This is a genomic window from Pseudomonas sp. PvP025 (assembly GCF_017832155.1).
In the GTDB taxonomy this organism is placed as follows: domain Bacteria; phylum Pseudomonadota; class Gammaproteobacteria; order Pseudomonadales; family Pseudomonadaceae; genus Aquipseudomonas.
In genome coordinates, this window is sequence record NZ_JAFIBJ010000001.1 from 497416 (window position 1) to 519433 (window position 22018).

At 58.4% G+C, this 22018-nt stretch carries 8 protein-coding genes; 4 read left to right on the forward strand and 4 right to left on the reverse strand.

Translation table 11 applies throughout. From position 1 onward, the window contains the following. Window positions 1-215 precede the first annotated feature (215 nt). Window positions 216-6728, forward strand: coding sequence for a non-ribosomal peptide synthetase (locus JOE32_RS02245; RefSeq protein WP_209981025.1), 6513 nt, complete (start codon window positions 216-218; stop codon window positions 6726-6728). Continuing rightward, window positions 6721-8361 carry a condensation domain-containing protein gene (locus tag JOE32_RS02250; RefSeq protein WP_209981027.1) on the forward strand — a complete coding sequence of 547 codons (1641 nt, stop codon included), beginning with the start codon at window positions 6721-6723 and terminating at the stop codon, window positions 8359-8361. The genes JOE32_RS02245 and JOE32_RS02250 overlap by 8 nt, the downstream gene beginning before the upstream one ends. Before the next feature lie 30 nt (window positions 8362-8391). Here JOE32_RS02250 and JOE32_RS02255 read toward each other — a convergent pair whose 3' ends face one another. Beyond that, entirely contained in the window at window positions 8392-9147 is a 756-nt protein-coding gene (locus JOE32_RS02255; RefSeq protein WP_159420418.1) for a cupin-like domain-containing protein, read from the reverse strand. 163 nt (window positions 9148-9310) lie between these two features. Here JOE32_RS02255 and JOE32_RS02260 point away from each other — a divergent pair, with 163 nt between their 5' ends. Both JOE32_RS02260 and JOE32_RS02265 read left to right on the forward strand, forming a co-directional pair. After that, window positions 9311-15892, forward strand: coding sequence for a non-ribosomal peptide synthetase (locus tag JOE32_RS02260; RefSeq protein ID WP_209981028.1), 6582 nt, complete (start codon window positions 9311-9313; stop codon window positions 15890-15892). A 113-nt stretch (window positions 15893-16005) separates the two neighbouring features. After that, complete coding sequence (locus JOE32_RS02265; protein ID WP_093127373.1) at window positions 16006-16407, forward strand: DUF5990 family protein; 402 nt, start codon at window positions 16006-16008, stop codon at window positions 16405-16407. Here JOE32_RS02265 and JOE32_RS02270 read toward each other — a convergent pair. From JOE32_RS02270 to JOE32_RS02280, 3 genes are all read right to left on the reverse strand, one after another. Beyond that, entirely contained in the window at window positions 16400-17674 is a 1275-nt protein-coding gene (locus JOE32_RS02270; protein WP_209990263.1) for a lysine N(6)-hydroxylase/L-ornithine N(5)-oxygenase family protein, read from the reverse strand. The genes JOE32_RS02265 and JOE32_RS02270 overlap by 8 nt on opposite strands. A gap of 62 nt (window positions 17675-17736) precedes the next feature. After that, entirely contained in the window at window positions 17737-19437 is a 1701-nt protein-coding gene (locus JOE32_RS02275; protein ID WP_209981030.1) for a cyclic peptide export ABC transporter, read from the reverse strand. After that, a complete protein-coding gene (locus JOE32_RS02280) occupies window positions 19421-21874 on the reverse strand; it encodes a penicillin acylase family protein (protein ID WP_093127383.1) in 2454 nt (817 codons plus the stop codon). Before JOE32_RS02280 ends, JOE32_RS02275 begins: the two co-directional genes overlap by 17 nt. Window positions 21875-22018 lie beyond the last annotated feature (144 nt).

Below are 22018 nucleotides of genomic sequence, written 5' to 3' on the forward strand. Positions count from 1 at the left end.
TCTCGGAATCACGAGAGGGCGCAGCTCAATGGAACTGAACAGCCAAGCGAGAATGCAATGCAGTCGAACATCAAGTTCCTTCTCACCGGGAAGCAGAACAGTGTCTTTTTTCCGGCGTCGTGGTTCGACGCAGGGCACGGGCTTTTATCCGATGACAGTGTCGGTCCTGGCCGCAAGTGCGCGTTGTCGCATGACTCTCTGGAAAGGGCTCGAGCATGACCACGCTGCTTGATCGAACCGCAACCGCTCGCAGGAACATGTTCCATTACCTGCGCGACGGCGAGACCATCGCCACATCGTGCAGCTACGACGAACTGGACGATGCGGTCCGCGACGCCGCGGCGTTTCTTTATCATGCCTGCGACCTGCGCGAGGGGCAGCACGTGCTGATCACGCTGCGCGATCCGCTGCGTTTCGCAATCTCTTTTCTGGCTTGCCAATACGTCGGTGCCGTGCCGGTCGGGCTTTCGTCGAACCTAAACCGTTACAGTGTGGGCGGTCAGTTGGCCACCATTGCACGTGACTCACGCGCCACGTTGCTGCTTACCGATGCGATGCGCCAGGAGCATACGGCAATCGAGACGTTGCGCGAGCAGACCGCCATCAAGGTGGTGGGCATCGGCGACCGTTTTGAGAGCGGGTATCCGGTAGTTACGCGGGTTGATTCACCTGTCGCGTTCGTTCAGTACACCTCTGGCTCCACCCAGGAGCCCAAGGGGTCGGTGGTGAGCCGTACGGCGCTGCACACGCAATTCGAATTGCTGGTCCGTACTTTCGGTTTCAGCGAACAATCAAGGTTCGTCAACTGGCTGCCGCTGCATCACGACATGGGGTTGGTCAGCAAGTTGCTGCTGCCCTATCACCTTGGTGCGACAAGCGTGCACATGTTGCCTGCAACCTTTATGCAGCGACCTTCGCGCTGGTTGCGTGCAATCGATCAGTTTGGTGGCACAGTCAGCAGCGCGCCTAACTTTGCTTATGAGTTATGCCTGCATATTGCGCCAGAGGAGCTGCAAGGCATCGACCTTTCGAGCTGGTCCAGCGCGGTGTGCGGGGCAGAGGCTGTACGCCATGCCACGTTGGCGGCCTTCGCCGAGCGGTTCTCCCGTCACGGTTTCCATCCCCAGGCTCTGTGCCCCGCCTATGGCATGGCGGAAGCGACTTTGCTGGTCACTGCGCGGCGCGGGTTGGCGCATGACGCCCCAGGACTGGTGCACAAGCCTGTCGAGCGCGAGTCAATTGAGAGCCTGGGTGCACTTGCCAGTTGTGGGCTACCCGAGGAGGGTGGCCCGGTGATTAAAATCGTCAATGCGGCGAATCGCAGCGAATGTGCGGCGGGTCAGGTTGGCGAGATCTGGGTGTCAGCGTCGAGCCTGGCCGACGGTTATGTGCACAACGGACACATCGAGCGGCAAGCGTTCGCGCACGTCCTGCCTCAGGATCCTTCCCGCAGTTACCTTGCCACCGGTGACCTGGGCTACATGGGACGCTCCGGTTTGCATGTGCTGGGTCGGGTCGGCAGCGCGATTGCAGTGGCAGGACGCAAGTATTTCTTTACCGACATCGAGTTCGCCATGACGCAGCTCGACGCCCGTTTCGCGCCCAACTGTGCGGGCGCATTCAGCCGGGACGGCGGTCAGAGCCTTACCCTCGTCTACCAGGTACGTGCGTCGGCCATCAATGTCGATGAGTTCGCTGCACTCGGTGAGGCGTGCGCGGCAAAGGTCGAAGCCCTATTCCCGATTACCGTGTCCGCCGTGCTGTTCACCACGCGTCCACTACCACGTACCAGCAGCGGCAAGCTGCAGCGTGAGCGCGTACGCGAGTTGTTTGAAGCCGGGCGGTTGCTCGGGACGTTGTGTGTCCGTGATGCGCGGCTGGCAGCCGATGTCGGTGCTGTCGTGGAGGGTCAAGAGACGTCTGGGCCTGCACTGGAAATCATCGCTCGATTGCTCGGCCTATCGGTGCAACAGGTTGAAGTTGAGCGAACGCTGGTTGAGTTGGGCGCAGACTCGCTGACCATCGTGCGGATCCAGTTCGAACTGGAGCGCCGCTTTGGCTGTGCGCTTAACCGCGCCAGAATGTATGCATCTGCCCGTGTGGGCGATCTGCTTGAAGACATTCGCGTACCTGCAACTCGGGCCGACGCCCTGCCTGCTCCCTATGGCAGAAACAGTTTTCCGGCGACTCATTACCAACGTGCGTTGGTGTTCGCCCAGACATTGGCCGGGGCACCGATTTATACGCTGCAACGCGCCGTGCGGATTACGGGTGGGATCGAGCTTGAAGTATTACAGCGCGCATTGGTCATGCTGGAGCTCAAGCACGCAGCATTATGCAGCCAGCTGCTTTCTGGCGCGGCCGGGCTGGATTATGTGGTCGACTGCGAAGCTACCCAACCAGTGGTACTGGAAGAACTGGACGGTGATGACGGCGCCCGCGCCAGGCTGCACGCTTGGGCGGCACGTGGCCTTGAGGCCGATGCGGCGCGCCTTTACCGGGTCGTTCTGCTGCGCAGCAGCGACAACGTGTCGTACCTGTTGCTCCAAGTGCATCATGCGGTAGCTGATTTCTGGTCGTTCCTGCTGGTATGGCGTGATCTCCTGGCGTGTTACCAGGCCGCCGCGCGCAACGAACCGCTGGCGCAGTTACCCGGCGCGGTGGCCTACGGGCAATACTGCCTCGATCACCAGTCATACCTGGCCTCAGAACAGGTACGCAAGGATGTGGCGTTCTGGCAAGGTACATTGGACCCAGCCGGTGACCCTCGTTTGCCGCTGCTGTCCCACGGCCTTGAGCGGTACGAGTCCCGCCGGGAGCGCAGCGAATTGCCTGCCGACCTGGTGAAAGCCATTCAGGCCAGGGCGGCCAGCGCCGGGACCACGGTGGGCTGCGTGCTGCAGCTGGCACTGGAGGCCAGTCTGGCGGTGCTCACGCGTCGCCGGCGAGTGCGCTACGGCGTCGCGTTGCTCAACCGCGCCGGGCGATATCAGGAAACGGTAGGCATGTTCGCCAATCTTGTGCCGGTGGATGCACAGGTCGATTTAGCCGCTCCGATCAACGATGCGCTGGTTGCTGTTCGAGACAGGCTCTCCAGTGCCTTGGCCCACGAAGCCATGCCCTTGACGCAACTCGGTACGGACCTTGCCGCTAGCGCAAGCACGCCCGGCACCTGTTTCGATGTCGTGTTCGCCTACTTCGAAATGGCCGGCCTCGATGCGGGGCCTGGTGGCGTCGATGTTGCGTTTGAACGGGAGCACGCGCACATCCGCCTCGGCGATCTTGAACTCTCGCCTTACCCATTGACGCCTGCTTACACGCATTACCCGGTGCAGATGCAATTGTTGGGTGACAAAGATCAATTGCAGCTGTGCGTCGACTATCGCTGTGATGCACTGGAACCTCTGCTTGCGTCGTCCTGGCTCGAGCAGTTTCGTTTCGCATTGGAGGTCATTGCCAAAGACACCACCGTATCGCTGTCAGAGGCGACAAGGCTGCCGCCAGCGGTCAGTCAGCGTTTGCATCAGTGGGGTGTTGAACCAGGCACCATTGCGCCCTCCACCCTGGTGCGAATTGTCGACAATGCCTTGGCTCATCCGCAGGCGACTGCCCTGATTTCGGCGGGTGACGATGAGACCTGGAGTTACGCTCGCCTGCTCGAGACTGCGTCGCAGTATGCCAGGCAAGTGCTGGCCCTGGCCCATGGGCTTGACGGTCATCAGCCGGTGGTAGCAGTCATGTTGCCGCGCAGCCCGTCGGGAGTAGCGGCCTGTCTGGGGGTAATGCTTGCTGGCGGCGTTTATCTACCCATCGATCCGACAATGCCCGCGTCCAGGCGTGATTACATGCTGCGCGACAGCGGTGCCGTGGCAGTCATTGCCCAAGCGGGGAGCCTGCCGTTGGAGATTGCCCTGCCGATGATCGACGCCGAGCAGGGCATGGACGCTATGCAGGCGCTGGACGCTTTGCCCTACCAGGCCCTGCCTGGCGATGCGGCCGCCTATCTGCTCTATACCTCGGGCAGTACGGGGCAGCCAAAGGGTGTACTGATCAGTCATCGAGCCCTTGATAATCGACTCGACTGGATGATCGACCGGCTCGCGCTTTCGCGCGCAGACGTTTTTGTGCAGAAGACTATCTGGACCTTTGATGTGTCGCTCTGGGAAATTCTGGCGCCGTTGGCCCTGGGGGCCAAGGCCGTGTGTATCCAGCCGGCACACGAGCGCTTTCCTGAATCCGTGGCAGCAGCTATTGCGCAGCATGGCGTGACCGTGGCGCATTTTGTTCCCAGCGTGTTGGGGCATTGGCTGGGTATTGAGGGTGTATGTCAGGCACTTGCGGGATTGCGTCAGGTCGTGTGCAGTGGTGAAAGATTGCTGGAAGCCCAGGCCCGGGCTTTCTTTGACGCCGCGCCGCAGGTACGGCTGTACAATTTTTACGGGCCCACCGAGGCGGGTATTGATGTGACCTATGCCCAAGTGCATGCACACCAGGCGAGTATCTCCATTGGCCGGCCGGCGCCCAATTGTGAGGTCTCGATTGTCGATGGGCACGGGCTGGCGGTGCTCCCGGGGGCGGAGGGCGAGCTCGTCGTCGGTGGTCCGCAAGTGGCAATCGGCTATGTCGGCAAAGCCATGCTGAGCGCTACGCAATTCACGCCATCACCTCTGGGCAGTCTGTCACGTTGCTACCGTACCGGCGACCGGGTGCGTTTTGATGCCAGCGGCAATATTCACTATCTTGGCCGCCAGGATGGGCAGGTGAAGGTCGCGGGATACCGCATCGAACTGGCCGAAATTGAGCAAGCGATTTCCTCCCTTGCCGGGGTGCGCAATGCGGTGGTTTTGCTCGATGAAGTGGCTGGAGCCGAACGTCTTTGCGCTTTCCTGCAGGTTGAAGAGCACACCGACTTGACCCCGCGTGACGTGGAAGCTCACGTGCGGGCCTGGCTTCCAGAGTTCATGGTTCCCCGTGAATGGCGATTGCTGACGCACTGGCCGCTGTTGGCGAGCGGCAAGGCGGATAGTGCGCAATTGCGCAGCTTGCTGGTGCGTGAGAACGGCCTATTGCCGGTCGATGAAGCGCACGACCTGCGCAGTCAGCTTGCCGGCCAATGGCAGAGAGTTCTTGGGGGGGCACCACCCCTCGATGAAGATGATTTCTTCGCCTGCGGTGGTGATTCGATTCTGGCACTGCATTTTATTGGTCGGTTACGTGCCGCGGGTATCGCGCTGTCGGTACAGACCCTGTTCCGGCACAGTAGCTTTGGTGCGATGCACGCGCAGATCGAGAATACGTCCTGGTGTGTGTCGCCAAGCGAAACCATCGCGCCGTTTTCCCTGCTCAGTGAGCGTGACCGTGCCATTTTGGCAACGGATGATGTGGAAGATGCTTACCCGCTCAGTTACTTGCAGCGCGGCATTCTGTTCAAGTATTTCAATGATGATCACTACGAGGTCTTTGTCACGACGCTGGAGCTTGTTACGCCATGGGATGAGCGCGCGATGCACAGTGCGCTCAAGAATGTGACCGCCGAACATGGCTTTTTGCGTACCTGTATTGATATCGAACGCTTCGACGAACCGATTCAGATCGTTCGCCGCTGCGTCGAGTTGCCTCTGGTGGTTGAGGATCTGACGACGCTGCCCGCTGAGCAACGGCAGGCGCGGCTGGATGCCTGGATCAGCGCAGAGAAGAAGCGCGCCTTTGCCTGGGAGGCGGCGCCCCATTTCCGTTGCTCGGTGCATTTGCTGGATAGCGAGCGCTTCCAGCTGACCTTTGCTGACGCTGCCCTCGACGGCTGGTGTGTTGCGACGGTGCTCACCGAGCTCTTGCAAGCTTATTCTGCTTATCGTGCACTACAGCAACCACTGGTTGATCAACAGCGCAGGCTGTCCTACGCCGAATTTGTCGCGTTGGAGCAACAAGCCTTGACCAGCAGCACCCAGCGTCATTTCTGGAGCCAGTTGCTGGCCAACAGCAAGTTCAATCAAGCGGACTTGCCACCGACCGCTCCCAGTGCGGTGCACAGCCGGTTGACCTGGCAGGTGGAGCCGCAGTGGGTGGAGCGTCTGGAAACCATCGGGCAAGCCGCCGGCGTGCCATTGAAGAACCTGTTGATGGCAGTGCATTTTTCTGCGCTCTCTAGCGTCACGGGCGTGCCCGAGCAGTGCAGTGGCATGGAGTTCAATGGAAGGCCGGAACTGAGTGGCGGCGAACGTTGCGTGGGCGTGTTCAATAATCTGCTTCCCATCGCGATCAACCTTCAGGGCAGCACTTGGCGGCAGCTGATGGAAACCTGTTTCGAAACAGAGCGCAGCTACCTGCCTTACCGGCGCTTTCCCTATGCCCAACTGGTCGCGATGAACGGCGGTCGGACGTTGTTCGATACGTTATTTGTGTACACCCACTTCCATGTCTATCGTGGCCTGCTGCACATGCCTTTGCATGTCGCCAGCCACTACGCATCCGACCAGACTTACGTGCCGCTGACGATTCACTTCAATCGTGATCACGGCGGTGAAGGCTTGCGTATCCTGTTTGACTATGACGCCCGCCGTGTCGATGTCACTCATGTCGAGCGCTTGCGAGCGGTTATCGTGAGAACCCTGCATTCGCTGGCAAGGTGTGACTCGATTGACGAGGCATTGGCCGAGATCGTCTTTCCCGGTCCGCCTTTGCCTGTCAGCTCCTCTCTGAACGTTACACTGGACGATCAATATGCCTAGCAATTGCGACAAGGAACAATTTCTCAGCGAACTGCTCGGGGAACTGCGAGGTGAGGCGACAGCATCGTCCACCGATGTGTTGTCCGGGCTGGAGGCCATGCTGCTGGATATCTGGTGTGAATCGTTTGCCCGTCCAGTACAGTCCGATGACAACTATTTTGCGCTGGGTGGCGACTCCCTCAAGAGTATTCGTATCTCGGCGCGGGCAAAGCGGGCAGGGCTGTCTATCGCCATGCAGGACATCATCAACTATCCAACGGTCCGAGCCTTGGCCAAGCACCTGGCCACGGGAACCGAGGGCGAACGCCCGCCGGCAGGGCCATTGACCTCGACCCGAAACATCCAGGATGGCATCTATCCTTCTACGGCTGCCCAGGAAGGTATGTTGTATCACTGCCTCGCGGCACCGCACGCCTCACTCTATGTGTCGCAGTTCAGTTGCGTGCTTGTGGGGGCGCTTGATCCTGCGCGCTTTGAGTCGGCACTGCGTTTACTGATACGCCGTCACCCAGCCTTGCGGACGGCATTTGCAGAGGATCTTCGCGCACGGCATTGTCAACGGCTCCACGACGAGGTTGCGCTTGACTACCAGTACGACTCGCCTGTTGTTGCCGCACAGGCGGAGCAATTGCAAACACTGGTGCGAAACGAGCGCGAGCGGCCATTTGATCTGGCCACTCCACCTTTACTGCGCATTCGGTTGGTCAGACTGTCTGCCGACCGGCACCTGTGGGTTTGGACGCAACACCACCTTGTGGCCGACGGGCGTTCCCAGGAACTGATGATGGCGGAGCTGGCCGACCTGTATTGCCGCCTTGGCCCTCAACCGGACCTGCAGGTTGATGAGGACCACTCTTATCGTGATTTGCTGCTTGCCACCGAGTCAGTGCGCCGTTATGAACCACGCTTTTGGTCTGAGTACCTTGCGCATGCCGAGCCCGTGGCGCTGCTCGAGACTAGGGGGGACGACGCCGTGCCCGTCGAGGTTTCGTTCGAGCTGTCTCAGGCGCAACTGCAACGCCTGACTGCGGCCTTGGCTGATGCACAGGTCACGATGGCAAGCGCTTTTTCGGCATGGTTTGCCTTGGCCCTTGCCGTAACGTTTGAACGACGTGACTTATTGGTTGGCCTTGTCACCTCGGGGCGCCATGGCGAGCGCGCATGCTATGCCAATACGGTCGGCAATCTGATCAGTACCTTGCCGTTGAGAGCAACCCTCAATCGGGGCCGTACATTGAAGCAATGGATGCGAGCCACGCAGCGCTGCATCGCGGACCTGCAATCCCATGAACACGCATCGCTTCCCGATATCAAGCGCGGTATCGGTTGGCCAGCCGAGCTGGCGCTGTTCGATGCTATCTATGTACATGAGAACCATGCCACGACCGATCAACTGTTCAGCGCACGTACAGGACTGCGTGTCGAGGACACGCGGTTCCACATCAACGAAGGCTACCCGCTGATACTGGTCTGTGAGCAGGGTGCGCGGGCGCGTCTGACGTTGCGCTTTCAGTCCCAGGCCTGTCCACAACCGTTGGCGCAGGCGTTGCTGAGCCGAGTGGCGCGCCTGTGTGACATTTGGCCAGGCGCTGCGTCCCTGGATCTGCTGGAGGTTGCGCAACAGATCAAGTGATTCGAGCGAACGAGCCGCGACGGCTGTGCTTCAGCCGATCGCGGCGACAGCTTCGTCGAGATACGGCAGGTTCGCTCTCTGCGCCGCCCGCTTGACCCGTTCAAGGTTGGCGCGGTTGATGAAGTTCTCGGTAACGGAGATCCCGGCGCGCTCATTGATTACTTGGTGCCACCAGCCGCTAGGAGTGAAGACCAGGTCGCCTGGCTGCTGCACACACTCGATCGCATGCGCGTCAGCGAACAGTGGGTAGGCTTCGAGGTCGGGAGAAAAGCAATCCACCTTTCCCTGATACAGCAGCGGCTGTTGCTCGGGGGCGTAGAAGCGCCAGCGCTTGCGACCGGTGATCACCGCATTCCAGGCGCTGGTGTCGAGCACGTCGACATGCAGGTGTGTGCCGGAACCGGCGGGCCCGATGAACATCCAGCGCCATTGCGGGCGCAGGTGTTCGGGCAGTCTGGATTCGAGACGTTCGAAGAGTGAGGGGTTGGTGTAGTCGTCGAGCAATTGCGGGCAAGTGCGTTCGAAAACCCAGTTCGACAGGTAGAGGGGGTCGCGGTCGAGGGAGGCATCCAGATACTGCAGGTAGTCGTCCAGGCGCATTTGCTGTGGGTCGCGGCCGTTGCTGCGGCACACACTCACCAGTACTTCACCGAAGTGTCTCGCGAAAAAATCGTGGGTCCATTTTCGACGCGCAGGCCAGCCATCGGTGAGGCCGCGTATCAGTACGGGCCTGGCAAGTTTGACGTAAAGGCTGTCGAAGGTTTGAAGGTCGGGGCGGGTAATCACGTCAATCGGTCGTGGCGGCTGCAAGCACTTGGTGACAGGCATAGTTAACATGGCCGGAATAGGTGGATAGGGCCCGGCGGGACAGCTGAGGGCGCCGTTTAGGAAGACATCTTAGTGGAGTTTATGCCACTCTACCAATTGGTCGCGATGCATCGATCGTGCTGTGGGCTACGTCTTTCAGCGCTTCACAGGCAGCGTGACAATCAACAAAATATTCAAGGAAGAATCGATGCGCGATGACCTTTTCGCCAATTATAAGTCTCTGACTGCGCAACAGCGCGAGGCGTTGCGCCGCCGATTGGTTGAGCGAGATTTGATTGAGCCCGCGCAAGCGTGCGCAGAAGACACCTTCATCTGCGACGCCCGTGATCGCGAGCTGATTGTCTCGCGAGTGCCGGGTGGTGAGGATAATCTTGAAGGCATCTACCCGCTGACGCCCTTGCAGGAAGGTTTGCTCTACCATCATATGCTGTCCGGCGATGCCGACCCTTATGTCCTTCACCAGACCATTCACTTTGCATCGCGTGATGAGCTTGACTGTTTTGTCTCGGCCTTGCGCAAGGTTATTTCGCGTCACGCGATACTAAGGTCGGCGATGCAGTGGGATGGTCTCGCCATGCCGGTGCAAGTGGTGCTGCGCCACGTCGAGTTCCCTTTGCAGGAAATCGAGGCTCCGGATGCAGGTGCCGATGATCAGTGGCTGGCGGCGCAGGCGGGCTTGCCTTGCCACCGGATTGACATAGGCCGCGCGCCCCTGATGAACGGGTTGGTCGCTCGCTCATCTACAGCAGGCTGGTCATTGTTGGTCATGTCGCATCATTTGATTGGTGACCGCACGTCGTTACGCGTGATGCAGGACGAGCTAAGCGTGATCCTGCGCACTGGGGGGCATGGGCTACCGACACCTCCCCAGTTCCCTGACTATGCGCTCAGAGTGTGGAAGCTGGGGACGCAACGTGACGAGTCATTCTTCCGTGAATTGCTGGGGGACTTGCGCACCCCCACCACCCCGTTTGGCTTGCTCGAAGCCCTTGATCTGCGAGCATCGTTGGGTGAAGCGCGGTTAACGCTTGACGCTTCGCTCGTCCAGCGGCTGCGTGAGCAGGCGAGCCGACGAGGCTTGGGCATGCCAGCGCTGCTTCACTGTGCATGGGCGTTAGTGCTTGCGCGCTTGAGTGGGCGCGATGACGTGGTGTTCGGTACCGTACTGTCGGGGCGCATGACCGAAGCGCCCCGGACTTCGCAAATGTTAGGCATGCTCATCAATACACTGCCATTTCGCCTGAAGTTGCAAGGACGAAGCATCACCGAATGCTTGAACGTTTCGCAGTCTTTACTCGGCAAAATGATTGAGCATGAACACGCATCGTTATCGCTCGCGCGCCGTTGCAGCGCGATTGAAGGGGGGGGCGCGCTGACCGGTGCACTGCTGGACTATCGCTATCTGCCTGGGCAGCAAGAACCGCTATCGGTACAGAATTCACAGCCTGCTCCCGGCAGCGAACGTACCAGCTTCCCGCTGGTACTTTCGGTAGATGATTCGGGGCACGCGCTGGCGTTGACCGTGCAGACCCTGGCCCATCTTGATCCGAGCATGATCACTCGCTGCTGCGAGCGGGCTCTGGAGCGCCTGGCAGACGCGCATGAGCAGACACCTGGGTGCCGCGCCGGTGATCTTGATGTGATGCCGACGCAAGAGTTGATCCGTCTGTGTATGAAACCGGCGCCAGACCGCGCCGACAGGCCGGCTATGCCCGAGGCCTGCGTGCACTGGCTGTTCGAGGCTCAAGCCGCTCGCACGCCGCGTGCTCCGTGTCTTATCAGCGCTGCTGGCAGTCTTGATTACGCGCAACTGGATCGCCGCGCGAACCGGCTGGCCAGGCATTTACATAATTCAGGCATGAAGCGGGAGGATAGAATTGCGCTGTGCATGTCGCGCAGCGTGGAAATGGTCATCGCGATGCTGGCTGTGATGAAAGCCGGTGGTGCTTATGTTCCGCTTGACCCGGGCTACCCGCAGGCACGCCTCAGGCTGTTGCTTGGGCTGGCCAGGCCGGCGCTGGTCATCGGTGGGGCGCAGGCCGGTGCTTTGGCTTTGGAGCAAGGGCTTTCTTACTTTGATGTGCGCGAACTCGAGCAGTGCCAGTGCTGTGCGCACGAAGAGGCATGGTCGCCTGCGCGTTTCCATTCACCGACACAGACTGCGTATGTGATGTTCACTTCAGGTTCGACCGGTGAGCCCAAAGGCGTGGCTGTCGAGCACCGCAGTGTCGTTGCATTCATGCGTGCTCAGGTACAGTGGTGCGGGCTGGATGAAACGGATCGAGTCCTGCATTTTGCCTCGCCATCCTTTGACAATTCGATCGCTGAGATCTTTCCCGCCCTGAGCATTGGCGCTGGGATCGTGGTGCGACCTGACGGGCCGATCGCACCGGATGCCGCCTTCGTTGGGTACCTGGCTCGCCATCGCGTCACCGTAGCCGACCTGCCGACAGCCTTCTGGCATCTATGGGCGCAGCAACTGGATGCCGGTGATCTCGACTGTCTGCCAAAGCCGCCGTTGCGAATGGTCCTGGCCGGAGGCGAAAAGCTCCAGCATGAGGCATTGCGCAGTTGGTTCAGAAACCCCGCAACAAATGGCATTCGGCTTTGCGATACGTATGGTTTGACCGAAGCAACGGTGAACTCCATTGTCGGCGAATTGACCGGTGAGCAGGCGCGGGCGCAAGGGCCGCTGCCGCTTGGCAAGGCACTGGGCGACAGCCGTGTGTGCATTGTAGATAACCAGGCAAGGTTAGCGCCTGTCGGGGTAGTGGCAGAGATTTGCGTCGGTGGCTTGGGTGTGGCTCGAGGCTATTTTGATCGACCTGCGTTGACCGCGGCACGTTTCGTACCTGATCCATTTGGCCCGCCAGGTTCGCGCCTCTACCGTACGGGTGATCTTGGACGGCAAACGCGTACCGGCGCGATCGAGTACATCGGCAGGAGCGATACGCAAATTAAATTGCGCGGCTACCGTATTGAGCCCGCGGAGGTTGAGTCGGCGTTGCGGTCGGTCAACGGCGTACTCGATGCCAAGGTTGTCTGTGACAAGGAACGGTTGATCGCTTACGTTATTTGCGATGATGGCGTCTCGCCTGGCAGCGACGTCTTGCGAGCCAGGCTGAGTGGTTTGATTCCCCTCTACATGGTGCCGTCCATATTTGTTCCCTTGGTGCAATGGCCGGTCAATACCCATGGCAAGGTCGACCTGTCGGCATTGCCTTCGCCTTCGACGCTCAAGCGCGCTGAGCGTGAGACCCACACTCCCTTGACGCCGATGCAGGCACTGGTGGCCGGCGTATGGTCTGAGCTCCTCGCGCGCGATGTCATAGATATCCACGACGATTTTTTTGCGCTGGGCGGGCATTCGCTTCTGGCTATTCGCGTGATATCCAGGATCCGTGCCGCGACCCAGGCTTTGGTGAGCGTGCGCGATGTATTTGCCTATCCGGAGCTGAAGGCGTTCGCGCAGGTACTGGAACGGACGACACGCAGGCCGTTCGCAGCAATTGGCCGGCGTACAGGCCCGGCACGCATGTCGTTCGCTCAGGAGCGTATGTGGTTCCTGTCCCGCATCGACCCTATGCAAAGCCTGGCCTATCACTTGTCGGGCGGGCTGCGGATCACGGGTGCGTTGGACAAGGACGCACTGAAAGCTGCGTTCGAGGGCGTGATCGAGCGTCATGAAGTGCTTCGCACTGTGTTCCCGGAAAGCCATGGCATGCCACATGCTGTTGTCGTTCCTGTCGATTCAAACCTTGAGTGGCATACCCAGGTTCTGTGTGCAGGCGAAGAGGCGGAGTGCTGCCTGGCCGGGCTATTCGCGCGTGCCGCCCAGCGGCCTTTCGATCTTGCGCAAGGTCCCTTGATACGCGCTACTTTGCTGCAAGTAACTGACGACGAACATGTGCTGGTCGTGTCAATGCATCACATTATCTGCGACGGTTGGTCAATGAGCCTGATTGCCAATGAACTGTCTGGCTTGTACGGGCACTTCGCCCAGGGCGCTGCCTACCCGCTGGCGCCGATGCATTTGCAATATGCCGACTACGCCGTATGGCAGCGCGAGACCGTCGTCGCACTCGATGACGATCTGCGTTATTGGCGAAAGCAGCTGGCCGGTGCTCCCGCCTGCTTGACGCTGCCCACCCGTCGCCCGCGTCCTGCCGTGCAGGATCCGGCAGGTGCGGGCCTGGCCTTCACGCTCGACCAGGACCTGACCAGTGCGCTGCGCGACCTGGCTGCCCGTCATGGTGCAACCCTATATATGATCTTGCTGGGCGCCTATGCGGTGCTGCTTGCCAGGTTGGCGAGCCAGTCATCTGTCGTTATCGGATCGCCTGTCGCGAACCGGCCAACCCTTGAATTGGAAAGCCTGATTGGTTGTTTCGTCAACACCTTGGCACTGCATGTCGATCTCGGCGACAAGCCGAGCGTGGCTGTATTGCTGGCGAGGATAAAGGGCCTGGTCATCGAGTCGCAGGACCGCCAGCATGTGCCGTTTGAGCAAGTTGTCGAAACCATGAGCCCCGTTCGTAGCCGAGCCTACAACCCACTGTTCCAAGCAATGCTCGTCTGGCAGAACACCCCGTCAGGCAGTGTGCTGCTTGATGGCCTGCAGATTATTGAGGTCCACCCGCAGATCCTGACCACCCACTGCGATTTGGCATTGATGATGGAGGAACGTACCGATGTGATAGCAGGCACGCTCGTGTATGCGACAGCCTTGTTCGATCAGTCCTACATCGCGGGGGTTTTGCAGGGGCTCAAGAGTGTGTTGATCGACATGAGCGAAGAACAGGATATCTGTGGTGCTACGCCTGCTTCGCCCCTGCGCGATAGCGCACTCGCTGTTGCATCGACTGCGCCAAAGCACATGTCGGGCTACTTGCATGATGCGGTTGCCCACTGGGCACTGGAAACGCCGGATGCTATCGCGATCACCGATCAGTGGCGTAGTCTTTGTTATCGTGAGCTGGATGACAGCGCAAATCGGCTCGCGCGTCACTTGCTCTCGCTGGGCGTAGGGCCAGGCGCGCATGTTGCGGTTGCGATGGGCCGCAGCATCGAACTGGTGGTTGCCATTATCGCGATACTCAAGGCCGGTGGTGGTTATGTGCCGCTGGAGCCCGCATCGGCTCGGGGGCGTTTGCAGGAGATCATTGACGATAGCCAACCGGTCCTGGTGCTGTGTGATCAGGTCGGCAAGGAAGCGCTGGGCCCGCTCACAGACGTGACGATTGTGGACTTCCATCAGGATCATGCCCTTTGGAGCAGCCTGTCGTCCCAAGGACTGTGCAATTCGGAGGTCGAGCTGACGCCACAGTGCACGGCCTATGTCATTTACACATCGGGCTCCACAGGGCGTCCCAAAGGCGTGACCGTAGAGCATGCGCAAGTCAGCACCTTGCTTGAGTCGTTGGCCAAAACCCTGGGAACGGATGGGTCGGATGTCTGGAGCCTTTTCCATTCGATCGCATTCGATTTCTCCGTTTGGGAATTGTTTGGTGCGCTACATGCCGGTGCCAGGCTGTTGATGGTGCCGGCTGCCGTTACCCGCGCGCCTGATGAGTTCTATCGCTTGCTTTGCCGGGAAGGTGTGACCGTACTCAGTCAGACGCCGGGAGCCTTCAGCCAGGTGCTCGACGAACACCTGCGGGCTCCTGGTGCCCACCGACTGCGCCAGGTGATATTTGGGGGTGAGCAACTGGACCCGACAATGCTGGCTGGTTGGTTCGATTCGAATCCCGGCGGTGAAACACGGTTTACCGACATGTATGGCATAACAGAGGGGGCTATCCATACGACCTGGCGCCGTTTAACCGTGGATGACACCCGGCCGGGGGCGGAGCGCTCGGTTGGCCGTGGGATTGCTGGGCGCGAAGTGTATGTTCTTGACGATCAGCTACAAGCGGTCGGGGAGTGGACTCTGGGTGAAATCTGGATTGCTGGCCAAGGAGTTGCCCGTGGCTATCATCGCCTGCCCTCCTTAACAGCACAACGCTTTGTCCCTGATCCGTTTTCCCCACTACCGGGTGCTCGAATGTATCGCAGCGGCGACCTGGGACGCTTGCGTGCCGATGGCGAGCTGGAGTTTGCAGGGCGTGCCGACGAGCAGGTGAAAATACGCGGTTTCCGTATCGAACTAGGGGACATAGCGTCGCGGTTGGCCATGCATCCTGCTATTGCGCAGTCCCACGTCATAGCGCGCACGGAAGAAAAGGGCGGCGTACGACTCGTCGCTTATTGTCGTGCCCGGCACAGTGATCAGCTGCCAGTATCACCGGTCGCACTTCGTGAGTACCTTACGGCGTATCTGCCAGGCTATATGGTGCCCGTCGCCTACGTTCAGATCGAGAATTTTTCGCTCACAGTGAACGGCAAGGTGGATGTTGCAAAGTTGCCACCTGTGCATTCGGATGATTATGCGCGGCGCCTTTACGAGCCTGCGCAAGGCACGACTGAGGTCTGGTTGGCCCATACGTGGTCAGACTTGCTCGGTGTGGCAGAGGTGAGTCGACACGATGACTTTTTCGAGCTTGGAGGGCACTCGCTGCTGGTCGGTCAACTGACAGCGCGAATACGCGAAGAATTTGAACTGGAGCTACCGATGGCTGATGTTTTTGAGGTGTCGGTGCTGCATGCGTTTGCGGCTCGCATCGACAGCGCACGGCTTGTTGAGTTCGAGAGTTTTGAGATTTGACTGATCAGTGAGTGGAGCAGCGAGGCGGCTTGATCCTGTCACCGCCTACGGTATTGAATACGCAAGCAGGGCAGTCATGAAAAGCTGCCGTTTTATTCGGATAAGAGGTTAAAATGAGCGATTTGCCAAGCAGCTTGAAGCTTGTCCTGGTGTGCAAGACGTTACCGGAAATTGGAGAGTCTGCGCTCGTCGGCCTGCAAGACAAGGAGCAGGCGGTTCATGCTGGCGTGCAGGCTAAAAATGGGAGCCATGAATTCTCCTGTGAAATTCAACTACGCGACAAGGGCAGTGGGGTCGTCGACTATGCCGGGGCTTTTGTCCATGGGAAACCGCAGGAGCGCTTCGTGTATTTGAGCTGGAAGCGCATGGGCACTTGCGCCGCCCCCTGGGTTCAGCGTGTCAAGGTGCCTCTGCGATTTTCGGCCGCCGAGTTGGCGAAAGCGAGTGTATTGCGTGCGGATATAACCGGACGAAAGCCCCACTCGATTGATACGGTGGCGTGGCAGATCACCTGAGCTGCCCTTGTTCACAGGCGCTCAGTGAAGCGGTGAGCGCAGCGGTGATTTGCGCGCTTCGAGTGGCAAGTACTGACAATAGCGTGTCGCTCAGGCCGTGCGAGCTCTCGCAGGCGCCTTGAAGAAAGATTGAGGGGCGGAAATCGGGCGTGGTGTGCAAGCGGTACTGCCTGTCCACGCGGAAGTCGCCCAGATAGCTGGCCAGTGGTTTGAGCAAGGCCAGATGATGGTCTCGCCGATAGCCGGTGGCCAATATCACCGCGTCATAAGTGTGGGTGGTGCATGCATCTCTACACCGGTCCTTCAGGGTGATACTGACGCCCTCGGCGCACGATTGGACCGCCGTGATTTCTTGATTGTTCAGGATGCGATGGCCGTTCAGGCCTCTGACTTTCTGCTGATAGATCACTTGATAGATGTTCTCCACCAGGGCCAAATCGGCCGCTGCGTAATTGGTATGCCAGAAGTCCTTGATGTAAGCAGCATTCTGCTCAGGGCTGTCGTAGAGTTGATCGATCAGGTCGGCGTTGAAGATCTCGTTCACGAAAGGGCTATCGTCAGCGACTCTCAGGGCGCTGTTGCGCATGATCAGGTCGACCTGCACATTTGCCGATTGATTTGGCAGGTCCATGAATATCTCGGCTGCACTTTGCCCGGCGCCTATGACTGCGACACGCTGGGCGTGCATGTGCTCGGGTATGCTTTTGAGATAGCCACTTGAGTGGAATATCCGCTTGTCGTGTCTGAGCTGCACGAATTGATCAGGGATGCGCGAGCTGCCGCCAATGCCTATGACGAGATGGCGCGTCAGGTGATAGTGGTCCTGGCCCTGCCTCTCGCGGGTATGGACCTTCAACAGGTGGACACCTTCTTGTCCCAGGTGAGGCGTAACTTCGAGTACCTCATTCCCGTACTCGACGCAGTCACTGAAATGGCCCGCAGCCCAGGCAAGGTAATCGCCAAACTCGTGACGGCTGGGGTAGAAGGTTTTCAGGTTGATGAAGTCCTGAAGACGATTCTGTTCATGCAGATAGTTAACGAAGCTGAAATGGCTCCTGGGGTTGCGCAACGAGACCAGGTCTTTGAGAAAGGCAACTTGCATCCGTGTATCGGCCAACATCATGTGCTCATGCCAGGCAAATCTCGGTTCCCGCTCCAGGAATAGCATGCGCACAGGCTCGCCTCGCGAGCCGTGCTCCTGCAGTGCAATGGCCAGGGCCAGGTTTGAAGGACCGAAGCCGACACCGATCAGATCATGTACTTCCATATTCAACAAAATTCCTCTGGATGGCGTCTCAGTGGCCGTGGCGAAAAATGTTCATCTCCCGATTACGCGTTATCGGGTAGGGGCTCGCTCACCAATGCGTCGCACCGATGCAGGCTGAGCAATGAACCGTATTCCATGGTAACGACTTGGTCAGCGACATCGAAATAGCGGTCATCGTGACTGATGACCACAACCGCCTTGCCTCGTTCGCGCAGTTTCGGCAGCACCCTGCGATAGAAAACCTGCTTGAATCCTGGGTCCTGATCGGCAGCCCATTCATCGAAAATGTACAACCCACGATCTTGAAGCAAGGCTACTAGAAGAGCCAGGCGCTTGCGTTGGCCGTCTGACAACGCCAATGTCGAGAAGACGCCGTTTTCAATCGTGACCTTTCCCTCCAGTCCTAAATCAACAAGGAGCTCTTGCGCCTGGTCTTGAACCTGGTCTGTCAGTGGGCACAATAATTGGTCGAACAGGTGATAGTCAGAATAGATCGCTGCGATTTCCTGGCGAAACCCTTCACGCGATGCATCATTCACCGCGCGTCCATCGAAACTGATGGTTCCCTGCAAAGGCATGTAATGCAGAGAGATCATTTTGCACAACGTCGTCTTGCCCGAACCGTTCCCGCCGACGATGAACGTCAACTCCCCACGGCGGATGTCCAGGGAAATCGGACCGACCTTATAGGCGTCTGCGTGGGTGTTGGTTGCGTGCTGAAAGACGAGGTCGGACAGGTGCATGCACTCCCAGTGACCCGCAGGCGCAAATGTCTTCGCCGAGCTGTCCTCGGACAGCTCGATGAATAATTTTTCTATATTTCGCAAGGCGGTTTTACCCATGGTGATCGGAAAAATCACATCGATGATCATTGAGACCGGCCCTGCCACATAGAGCAAGGCCATAACAATCCCGACCAGTTGCGTATTACTGACAGTGTGATAATTGACGAATACGAATGACACCACCCCAATCAGGAAGAAGCTCAACAGGTCCCCGTATGAGTTCGCTGCAACCAGAATGGTGTACGTGGTCTTGTCTGCCTTGAGTAACGCTCGTTCGTGAGCAAGAACAACGTTTTCCATATAATGCTTACGGCCCTGCGCATCCAACTTTAGTTCTTTCGCGCCGAAAATCAGGCCTGTCATTGCCGTTTGCAGCTTGCCGAATATTTGTCGTGACGCGGTGAAGCTGCGATTGCCAAAGAATACCGGCAATTGATGGGTCAGGACGCCAATGCAGATTGCCTGAACAACGAACACGAACGCCGCCGTGTTCAGAAAGGCCAGGAATGACAGCATGCCCAGGAGTGTCACGCTGCTCATTAGCAAGTCGGGTAACAGTTGCCCGCCCACGACCACACGTCGAATGTCCTCGGTCATTGCCGCCAACAGCCTGGATGAGCCGACGGATTCCAAGTTACTTAAGTTTGCGCCTGTTATGCGCTCATACAAGTGGGTGCGTAGGTCCAGGGTCATTTCCGAAGAGATTCGCGTCAATATGGCACGCGATGTCGTCCGCGCAAATACTATGAATACGCAGAGCGCCAGGAATACGGCTGCGATTCTGTGGTCGGCAATTTCTATCGACAGGACCGTGTAACGCGCAGCCTCTGCCAGGTCGATGCCATCACTCTCGCCGCTCAGGCTGCTCAATACGATTGGGATCAGGCACGCATAACACACGCCCGCCAGGCAGCCCAGGATCAGGGCAATAAATAGACGGTTAGGCGCTTTGCGCCCAAATTCACTGATGAGCATCATGGTGTGGAGTGCTTCCTGAAGAGTCCTTTTCAATACCCGTCGACTTCAGCGTCATGCGATAGTACTGGCCTTGCTCAAAAGGTATAAGCATGTCTGCGTAGTGAGCGCTCATGACGTTGCCGGATTGCCCAGTGGAATTCATATATGAATAAACGTTTGTACCTTGCCCCATCTGTATGATCTGGCGAAAACCCGCTCCGGTGTGCTTCAAGTAACCCTCTGAATGGCTGAACCTCGAATAAGCGACATTGACGGTATCGGTCGAGCCGGGCGTACCGACTTTACGCTCAAAAAACGTATTGAACGGCTTGATAAAACTGAACGGGTTATGTTCGTAGAAAGCCGACTGAACGTCGCCCCAGCGCCATGCCTGCATGTCGGTGCCCTTGAGCTTTTCCAGTTCATCCAGAGTTTTATCCAGCGCTGCGTAAAGGGCTGTGGCGCAAGGCATTGGTTTTTCTCCTGGCCTGCACCAGGGACTGTCAGCTTCAGTCAGGGCGGCGTAGAGCTGATCGGTTGTGGTGTTGGCGAACATGGCTTCAATATTGGCGATATGCCCTCGCTGATTAAATGGCACTGCTGCTTTGGCGGCGAAGACCTGGTCGACCAGATGGCGCATCCACACATTGAAAATCGTTGCGGGAACACTGTCCATTGACATGCTGCCATCCCAATGTTGCAAGCGCTCCAGGGCTTGTTCCTGACGTGGTGTGCGCCCCGCGAGCAAGCCGAGGGCGCCCATCATTCGCGTAGCGGGAAGGCTGAGCACGTCATGCTGTATCTGCTGATGAGCGTTGAAGTCAACCTCGCCCGTTCGCTCGATGCTTTGCGCCAGCAGTTGGCGAATGCGTTGGGCGCGGCCAGGAGGTGCCCAGCTATCGGAAATGAAGTATGGGTAATCGGGTCCGGTGATGTCGTCATTGGCCGACACCAGGTAACCTTCCGGCGGATTGTATCGCTGGGGCATTTTGTCGAAAGGAATGTAGCCCTGCCATGCGTACTGGTCATTCATGCCTGGAACAGGGAGGGCACCTTGCCTTTGCTTGCGTATTGGGATCCGACCGGCGCCCATGTATCCGATATTGCCCTGAACATCCGCGTATAGAAAGTTGAGGGCCGGGGACACGAACAATGCTAATGCCGATTTGAACTCCTGCCAGTTCCTGGCGTAATTCAAATTCAGCAGGGCTTCGTATGTGGTATCTGTGACTTCCAGTGCGACCCAGCGCAATGCACCGGTGGCATCCAGCGCAGGCTCGGTATCGGTGACGATTGGTCCGTGAAGGGTACTTCTGATTTGCAACTGCACCGGCTTGAGTTCGGTGCGCAGGAACGACGGGAAATCTGCCTTTACTTTTATCTCTTCCGACCTCACCTCCAACGGTTCCCATTTCCCGTTGTATAGATAATGTCCCGGCCTGCCGGCATCGAGCGTTTCAAAATACAGATCCTGGACATCAGCCGTCATGCTGGTGGCGCCCCAGGCAATGTCGTCATTCAGGCCCAGCACAACGGCCGGAAGACCGACCAGGCTCATGCCGGTGCTTCTCAGGTGCTTGCCTTCGAGCGTGGCCGGGTACCACCACGACGGGATGCTAAGACCCAAGTGGGGATCATTTGCCAGCGTTGCGCGGCCTTCTCTTGATAGTCGCCCTGAAGCAACCCAAGCGTTGCTTCCAAGCCATTTCCCACCGAGGTTGAGGTCTGCCTTTACGAGCCGCTGCCCCTCCAGGACTGCGGCCAATGCCTGCATCCTGGCACTTTTCTGCGCTTCTGAAATGTCAGCTCTTTCAGCGTCATGGCCTTTGTACAAAAAGGCGATCTGTTCTTTAGTGAAATAAGCGCTGGCTATATAACGCTGCATTTCGTCATCCAGGTTGCCTGACAGGTTCAACGCAAATACTTTGATCCAGGCAAGTGAATCTACCGGCGTCCAGGGCAGCGGCTGTATCCCGAGCGCAATAAACTCGGGGGGCAGCGTGGGATGTCCGGCGACCCAGGCATTTACACCATCTGAATAGGCTTGCAGCGATGCACGCGCGGAATCACTCAGGGCCAGCAGATCCTTGGTTGCAGTGCGGTATAAACCCAGTGTTCGAAACCACGCGTCCTGCTTGATCAGGCCTCGCCCGAAAACTTCACTCAGGCGCCCCTGGGCGATTCGCTGCTGCAGCGTCAATTGCCAGAGACGATCCTGTGCCTGGGCGTACCCCATTGCGTAAAAGACCGCCAGGTCGGAATCACCCTGGATATGGGGGACGCCGTGCTCGTCGCGTAAAATGGTGACGTTGCCAGGGTCATTGCCGGGCCATGCCAGCGTGGTCCGCGGCGAGGGCAACGAAGAAAGCATGGAGTGGTATATCAGCGCGAGTGCTGTTACTGCCGGGATAATAATTAGTAAGCAAAGGCGGGACAGTAACGGAAACCTTTTAATCACGCAGAGAGTCCTTTCAAACGTTCGATCATTCCATGAGCACCAACGGCCTGGGCAGACTTACCGCTGGCGGTACGACGAAGACTGCGCAAGAAGGTGCTGTAACGATTAAAGCCATTGCACAAGCACCGCTTTTGAACTCATGGT

Coding starts and splice junctions, on each gene's coding strand:
- JOE32_RS02275 (WP_209981030.1), bottom strand. CDS start 19,437: ATGATGCTCATCAGTGAATTTGGGCGCAAAGCGCCTAACCGTCTATTT.
- JOE32_RS02265 (WP_093127373.1), top strand. CDS start 16,006: ATGAGCGATTTGCCAAGCAGCTTGAAGCTTGTCCTGGTGTGCAAGACG.
- JOE32_RS02245 (WP_209981025.1), top strand. CDS start 216: ATGACCACGCTGCTTGATCGAACCGCAACCGCTCGCAGGAACATGTTC.
- JOE32_RS02250 (WP_209981027.1), top strand. CDS start 6,721: ATGCCTAGCAATTGCGACAAGGAACAATTTCTCAGCGAACTGCTCGGG.
- JOE32_RS02270 (WP_209990263.1), bottom strand. CDS start 17,674: ATGGAAGTACATGATCTGATCGGTGTCGGCTTCGGTCCTTCAAACCTG.